At 61.0% G+C, this 6,557-nt stretch carries 7 protein-coding genes; 5 read left to right on the top strand and 2 right to left on the bottom strand.

The window, feature by feature from the left end; genetic code table 11:
- The first annotated feature begins 519 nt into the window (after window positions 1-519).
- A complete protein-coding gene (locus tag P9272_RS32690) occupies window positions 520-1,512 on the top strand; it encodes a hypothetical protein (RefSeq protein ID WP_278164145.1) in 993 nt (330 codons plus the stop codon).
- A gap of 350 nt (window positions 1,513-1,862) precedes the next feature.
- Here P9272_RS32690 and P9272_RS32685 read toward each other — a convergent pair whose 3' ends face one another.
- Both P9272_RS32685 and P9272_RS32680 read right to left on the bottom strand, forming a co-directional pair.
- Entirely contained in the window at window positions 1,863-2,444 is a 582-nt protein-coding gene (locus tag P9272_RS32685) for a GDYXXLXY domain-containing protein (RefSeq protein WP_278164143.1), read from the bottom strand.
- On the bottom strand, window positions 2,441-3,559 hold the full coding sequence (locus tag P9272_RS32680; RefSeq protein WP_278164141.1) for a DUF2157 domain-containing protein: 1,119 nt from the start codon (window positions 3,557-3,559) through the stop codon (window positions 2,441-2,443). Before P9272_RS32680 ends, P9272_RS32685 begins: the two co-directional genes overlap by 4 nt.
- A gap of 234 nt (window positions 3,560-3,793) precedes the next feature.
- Here P9272_RS32680 and P9272_RS32675 point away from each other — a divergent pair, with 234 nt between their 5' ends.
- From P9272_RS32675 to P9272_RS32660, 4 genes are all read left to right on the top strand, one after another.
- Window positions 3,794-3,934, top strand: a complete 141-nt coding sequence (locus tag P9272_RS32675; protein WP_082056373.1) for a DUF1127 domain-containing protein — start codon at window positions 3,794-3,796, stop codon at window positions 3,932-3,934.
- A 51-nt stretch (window positions 3,935-3,985) separates the two neighbouring features.
- Window positions 3,986-4,126 carry a DUF1127 domain-containing protein gene (locus tag P9272_RS32670; protein ID WP_082056374.1) on the top strand — a complete coding sequence of 47 codons (141 nt, stop codon included), beginning with the start codon at window positions 3,986-3,988 and terminating at the stop codon, window positions 4,124-4,126.
- 403 nt (window positions 4,127-4,529) lie between these two features.
- The gene (trmFO, locus tag P9272_RS32665; protein ID WP_278164135.1) at window positions 4,530-5,939 is read left to right on the top strand and encodes a methylenetetrahydrofolate--tRNA-(uracil(54)-C(5))-methyltransferase (FADH(2)-oxidizing) TrmFO; all 1,410 of its coding nucleotides are present in this window, start codon (window positions 4,530-4,532) and stop codon (window positions 5,937-5,939) included.
- Between the two features lie 186 nt (window positions 5,940-6,125).
- Window positions 6,126-6,557: a PqqD family protein gene (locus P9272_RS32660; protein ID WP_278164133.1), complete on the top strand. Its 432-nt coding sequence runs from the start codon at window positions 6,126-6,128 to the stop codon at window positions 6,555-6,557.

Below are 6,557 nucleotides of genomic sequence, written 5' to 3'. Positions count from 1 at the left end.
TATCTGAGCCCCGTCGAGTTCGAGGAGCAAGCTATGCTAGCTTAACCTGGTGTCCGAAAAACCGGCAGCAGGCCAGGCATCGCTGCCTGGTGGGTTTTGGGACAACGATGTGGTTGCGGCTTCCTGCCCCGAGGGAAGCGCTGCCCGTTCAATTGGACTGTCGGCAGGGATGGGTTGGTATGGTGGGGGCGGAGGCGGCCCGGGGAAGACGTTTAGGATGGAACTCTCGGGCGCCCTGGCGGGACCGGTTGTGCAAGACGCAACAGCCAGAAGACAAATGCAAAGAGAAGCAAAGCTATGCCTGCTCATCCTTCCACCCCCGAGGCCTCAATAGGAGGGCGATGTGAGCAGAATGTCAATAAAGGCGTCGGGCGCTGGTTCAGGGCATCGCTAATTAACCTGAACTCGACAAGACTCTTGAAATAATCCGTTAACAGGTCCTTACTTCCACCGGGCGAGTTAGGGCACAGTCAGGTCGTGCGTGTAATTTCTCTGGTTTTGGCGGCGGGGTCATTTGCTGTGGCAGCGACCTGTCAGGCCGTGGCTTTAGACTACACCCCTGTTTCCTCTCCTGGTGAGCAGCCGTTCCTGGTGGTCTCCGGTGAGTTCGGCGTAAATGAATCGCTGACGGGCTTTAGCGACGCGGTGGTGAGAAGCGGGGCCCGCGTGATCGTATTCAACTCCCCTGGCGGCAGTGTCGGTACGGCAATACAGCTGGGACGCATGATCCGCGCGGCTGGATTGGACACTCTGCAGATTCGCCAGTTGCAGTGCGCCTCGGCATGCTCACTGGCTTTCTTGGGTGGTGTCCGTCGAGTGGCCGAGACCGGCTCCATTGGTGTCCATAGGTCATCTTTCGATATTAATAGCGGAATGTCCGCCGATGAGGCGGTGGCTCAAATTCAAGCCGGTACCGCTCAGGTCATGGGCTACATGACGGAAATGGGGGTCGACCCAAAGCTCATGCAGGTGGCACTGAGCTACGATAGGTCCGACATGCGGTACCTTTCAGCAAGCGAAATGTCAGACCTGAGGGTCACCAATGTCGCTGTGAGTCCGCCGCCAGTGGACACCTCTCAAATACCGACAAGACCTAACCCCGCGCCCGCCCCAGTGGATGCTAACGCCAAGCAACTGGAGAACGCTGCGGTGGCGTTTATCAAAGGACTCATCCAGCATCATGGGGACAATGCCGCGTTGGCTCTTGCTCAGGTTCAGGCGTCCTACGCACCGACGGTCGAATACTATGGTAAGTGGACGGACTTGAGTTCGATCATCCAAGACAAGAGAACATATTTTCTGCGGTGGCCTGAGCGCGGCTACAGCGTCCGGGACAGCAGCGTCATGGTCACTTGTGCGAATGACCAATGCATGGTGTCGGGTATCTATGACTGGGTTGTACGCAGCCTACCGAGACATAAGCAGGCCAAAGGCGTGGCGAACTTCAGCTACACGATATCGATTGGTCCCAATCCGAAAATCATTGCTGAGACGGGCAAGGTCCAACGCTAATCGGCTGGCCATCGAACCATTCAAAACGGGGCGGACCTTTTTTTGCAAAAAATCTGTTTGGGTATTTCGTGTAGCGGCACACGCCGTTTACCCCCGGTGGGGGTACCCGAGCGGTACAAAAAAAGATACAATCCAGTACACATGTCGACGCGCTAATCCTTGCGACGCAAGGCCTCCAGAACCCCAAGAAGTCCCTTCATCCGCACCATTCTTCGTTCTGACGAGTTCGGGTGGCAGGCGACCGCCTGAGGCTCGAAGAGCTGAACGTGTCCTCCGAAGCCCTGGCGAAGGCGGACCGGCGCAGTCAACGCGGGTCGCACTCGTCAGCGCGAACGCAACGACCTAACTCCTTAATAAAGCGGCTCCTCGAACAGCGTCTTGTCGCCGTCCATCAGCGCCTTGATTTGTGCCGTGCCGTCGGACGCGAGCGCAAGCTTGATGCCGAACGGCCGCACGCGCATGTCGTCCTGGATCGCCACGCCCTCGCCTTCCGGCAAATAGAAGCGGTCGATCCCATAGTCCGGCGCGATCGTCGCGTCCGTATCACGAAGGCCCCAGCCCTCCACGACATGGCCGGCAATGTCTGCTTCACCCTCGCCCGCCGGTGACGGCGCCTTGCCGAACCATGCCGCAGTCGGCTGCCAATAACCGTCGGCGCCCTTCTTCAACCGGACTACGATCGATGTGTCCTCGCTGGAGAACTGGCCTTGCGGAATGTTGGCAATCAATTTCACCGGAATGCGCGAGATGTTGTTGTTGAGAGAGATGTAGTCGCCGCGCAGGAGATCGCGCGGATCGACAGGCTGGACTTTCAGGAGCACCTCCTTGCCGTTGCGCAGGATCGCCGCGCGGTCGGCGATGATCCAGTTGAGAAAGCCGATCTGGACAAGCGCCAGCACCAGCGCCGAAATGATCAGTTTCTTGCCGGTCATGCCGCTGCTCCTGTTCCGGCAGGCGCTTTCATGCGTTTTTCGATGCGGATGATGATCAGCGCCAGTATGCCGAGCAGCACCGCCGCCGCCAGGAAGAAGCCGGCTGTATCCAGCATCGACCTCAAGGTGACGCTGTAGATGATGGCGAGCTCGAAGGCGAAGCCGGTATAAGCCAGCCAGCGCAAGCCCCTGCTCTCGCGCCCCGCCAGCATGATTGCCGCCACAATACTGGCCAGCGCCACGATCGAAGCGACGGCAAATCCGCTGTTGTAGGTGCTTTCATCCGCCAGCTCGAACTGGATGATCGCCATGCCCGTGACGAACCCGAGTAAAGCGTGCAGGGGCAGCCGGCCGCCCAACTGGAGAGTCCTGTCGATCGGATCGCCCGCAAAGACCGAAGCGGCAAAAAGCAGCGCCGAGACGATGGCCAGCGACATGGCCACCGGCAGCGTCTCGCGATCCGTCGCCAGAAGGACCAGATAGAGAATGACCGACAGAATGATGAGGTGGCGCGCGGCCCGGCTGCGCGTCCAGAATGAAATGGCGAACAAGATGATCGCCGTGACGATGAAAAGATGCGGAGTTTCCGCGCGCCAGTAGAACCCGAACCCCTTGAGGACCAGCCAGGCGTCGGCAATGCCGACCGCCGCCACCGTCAGCGGGCTCGAGCGCAGCGCGACCGCCGCCAGCGCCGTGCCGGCGCACCATGTCACCAGCGCCGAGGCCTCGTCGCCCGAAAGGTGGTACATCTGGCCGATCAGCGCGATCGCTCCGCCGAACGCCGCAGAGGCAACGATCCACAGCGCCTCGCCGAGCGTGGCATGGTCACGCGTCTTCAGCACCGCGCCGCCGACATAGCCTGCAAGAATGACCGCAAACAGAGCCGCCACACGAACGAGGCGCGGAATGGCCTCCCAATTGGCGGCGACGAAAATCAGGATCGCCGCTCCGAACAAAAGGGCGGCCATCATCGCCAGGATGGAGCCGAAGCTCAGCGACGCGCCCTCATTGGCGGCAACATCGCGCGTCAGCGCCTCCGCCGTGGCGGGATCGATCAGCCCGATCTCCCGCCAGCGCACGATATCCGCCCTCACCCGTGTGGCATGGCCCGCCATGCATTCCCCCCAAGCCTGACCACTTCCTTAGTTGAAACAGCCAAACCGTTGACGCAGCGGCATTTTTCGATTCGGCCTTCTTTGTGACGCAGGCGTGAATGGCGGTTAATGTTGCATTGCACAATTTGCATTGCTGCCATGCGCCATCGGCACTTTTAAACCGATACGACCCCACCTATTTTCTGTTCGTACACAAACGGAATGATCCGAACTAAAGACGAAACGAGAACTACCATGAACCTGATCCGCAACTACCGCAACTGGCGCCGCTACCGTGAAACCGTTTCCGAGCTGAACCGCCTGTCGAACCGTGAACTGACCGACCTCGGCATCAGCCGCAGCGACATCCACTACGTCGCTCGCAAGGCGGTCTAATCCGCTTCGGACCGCAAATGGTCCGAACCAGTTTTGAAGAGAGTTAAGACAATGAACCTGATCCGTAGCTACCGTAACTGGCGCGTTTATCGCGAGACGGTTTCCGAGCTGGGTCGGCTTTCGAACCGTCAGCTCCATGATCTCGGCATCGTCCGTGACGAGATCAAGATGGTCGCCCGCAAGGCGATCTAACCAAGGATTTCGCCAGGGTCGACCTCCTCCCCGACCCTGACGAATGAGGTCAACCTTCACCTCCTCCCGAGGGTTGGCCACCGAAACGGCGCCCGCCGGACCTCCTCCCCCGGCGGGCGTTGTTCCAGAAGCGAATGAAGTCCGCTTTCTAGAAGGTTTCGCCCCTTCTGAAAAAGGCGAGAAGAATTTTTGTCCTAAAAGGGCGAAAGGAATTTCGTCAAAGCCGACCTCCTCCCCGGCGATGACGAATTAGGTCGATCTTCACCTCCTCCCGAGGATCGACCCCCAAAACGACACCCGCCGGACCTCCTCCCCCGGCGGGTGTTGTTGTTTTTGGCGCCAGTTTCTCGCCGTCGCCGTCCGGCAATTGCAATCGAGCCGCCAAGCGATTATTCCGGCGCTCATGAGCAAAAATCCCGTACACGTCGTCGGCGGCGGCCTCGCCGGCTCCGAGGCGGCATGGCAAATCGCCGAGGCCGGCGTTCCGGTCGTGCTGCACGAGATGCGCCCGGTGCGCGGTACCGACGCGCACAAGACCGATGGTCTGGCCGAGCTTGTCTGCTCGAACTCTTTCCGCTCCGACGATGCTCAGAGCAACGCGGTCGGCCTGCTGCATGCCGAAATGCGGCTGGCCGGCTCGCTGATCATGAGTGCCGGCGATGCCAATCAGGTTCCCGCCGGCGGCGCGCTGGCTGTCGACCGCGACCGGTTTTCCGACGCGGTCACCGCGACGATCGAGGCGCATCCGCTGATCGCCATCCAACGCGAGGAAGTGCCCGGGCTCCCGCCGGCGGACTGGGACCAGGCGATCATCGCCACCGGTCCTCTGACGGCGCCGTCATTGGCCCAGTCGATCGCCGAGGCGACCGGCGCCGACGCGCTTGCCTTCTTCGACGCTATCGCGCCGATCGTGCATTTCGACACGATCGACATGAACACGGCCTGGTTCCAGTCGCGCTATGACAAGGTCGGCCCCGGTGGCACGGGCAAGGACTACATCAACTGTCCGATGGACAAGGACCAGTATCTCGCCTTCGTCGCGGCGCTGCTGGAGGGTCAGAAAACCGAGTTCAAGGAGTGGGAAGGCACGCCCTATTTCGACGGCTGCCTGCCGATCGAGGTGATGGCCGAGCGCGGCATCGAGACGCTGCGCTACGGCCCGATGAAGCCAATGGGCCTGACCAACGCCCACAGTCCCTCGCTCAAAGCCTATGCGGTGGTGCAGCTCCGTCAGGACAATGCGCTGGGCACGCTCTACAATATGGTCGGTTTCCAGACGAAGCTGAAGCATGCCGAGCAGGTGCGCATCTTCCGCACCATTCCCGGGCTCGAGAATGCCGAATTCGCCCGCCTCGGCGGCCTTCACCGCAACACCTACATCAACTCGCCGACGCTGCTCGACCCCTCGCTGCAGCTGAAATCGCGGCCGGGCCTGCGCTTTGCCGGCCAGATCACCGGCTGCGAAGGTTATGTCGAAAGTGCAGCAATCGGCCTGCTCGCCGGCCGCTTTGCCGCCGCCGAGCGGCTCGGCCGGGCGCCCGCGCTGCCGCCGGCGACCACCGCCTTCGGCGCGCTGCTCAACCACATCACCGGCGGGCATATCGTGTCGGACGATGAGCCCGGCAAGCGTTCCTTCCAGCCAATGAACGTCAATTTCGGCCTTTTCCCGCCGGTCGAAGCGCCGAAGACCGACGGCAAGCGCCTGCGCGGCAAGGATAAGACCGTCGCCAGACGTCATGCGATCACGGCGAGAGCGCTGGCCGATTGCCGCGAGTGGTTGGGACAGGCTCCCCGAACGGAAGCGGCAGCTTGATCTGTTGCTGACGTCTCGCGTCCGCCCCAGCTTTTGCGACCGGGCTAGGAGACCAGCGGCGAACCCTTCACCGGCTACTGCGGAGCGCTCCGAACGAAGTTGCCTGCGATACTTTGACCAAGGAACGCTTCCCCCACACGGTCTCATGGTGTATCACCCGGGATTTATGGGGCGAAGGGCGGTATAATGTCGGGCGTCGTCTTGGACGAAGCAAATTTGTCGAGTGAGATCTTCGACGGCGAAGTCGTCGCGGTGAACTTTGCGACTGGCAAGTATTACGGCATGAAGGGAAGCGCGCAGCTCATCTGGGAGATGTTGCGCGAACCCGTCGATCCCGCCATGATTGAGACGGCGTTGAGGACGGGCTATCCCGGCTTGGACGAGGACGACGTTGCCTCAGTGCAACGTTTCCTCGACCTCCTCCTGGAGGAAGGCATACTTCAGCCGGCCTCCCCGATCGCATCGCCGAAACTACCCGACATTGCCGGCCGTGCATCGTTCGTAAGGCCGGAGTTGGAGATCCACACGGACTTGCAGGAGCTGATCGTCCTCGACCCCATCCATGACGTGGATCCGAGCGGTGGATGGCCACTGCGGCGGGAATTGGGGGACAGCTGA

Origin of the sequence: Mesorhizobium sp. WSM4976, from assembly GCF_029625685.1 — a bacterium.
Taxonomy (GTDB): Bacteria; Pseudomonadota; Alphaproteobacteria; order Rhizobiales; family Rhizobiaceae; genus Mesorhizobium.
Note: the sequence above shows the minus strand (reverse complement) of the source record. Positions and strands in the feature narration are given on the sequence as shown.

What these genes read in the sequence shown, in the direction of transcription:
- P9272_RS32685 (WP_278164143.1), bottom strand. Translation starts at nt 2,444, where the DNA reads ATGACCGGCAAGAAACTGATCATTTCGGCGCTGGTGCTGGCGCTTGTC.
- P9272_RS32680 (WP_278164141.1), bottom strand. Translation starts at nt 3,559, where the DNA reads ATGGCGGGCCATGCCACACGGGTGAGGGCGGATATCGTGCGCTGGCGG.
- P9272_RS32675 (WP_082056373.1), top strand. Translation starts at nt 3,794, where the DNA reads ATGAACCTGATCCGCAACTACCGCAACTGGCGCCGCTACCGTGAAACC.
- P9272_RS32670 (WP_082056374.1), top strand. Translation starts at nt 3,986, where the DNA reads ATGAACCTGATCCGTAGCTACCGTAACTGGCGCGTTTATCGCGAGACG.
- trmFO (WP_278164135.1), top strand. Translation starts at nt 4,530, where the DNA reads ATGAGCAAAAATCCCGTACACGTCGTCGGCGGCGGCCTCGCCGGCTCC.
- P9272_RS32660 (WP_278164133.1), top strand. Translation starts at nt 6,126, where the DNA reads ATGTCGGGCGTCGTCTTGGACGAAGCAAATTTGTCGAGTGAGATCTTC.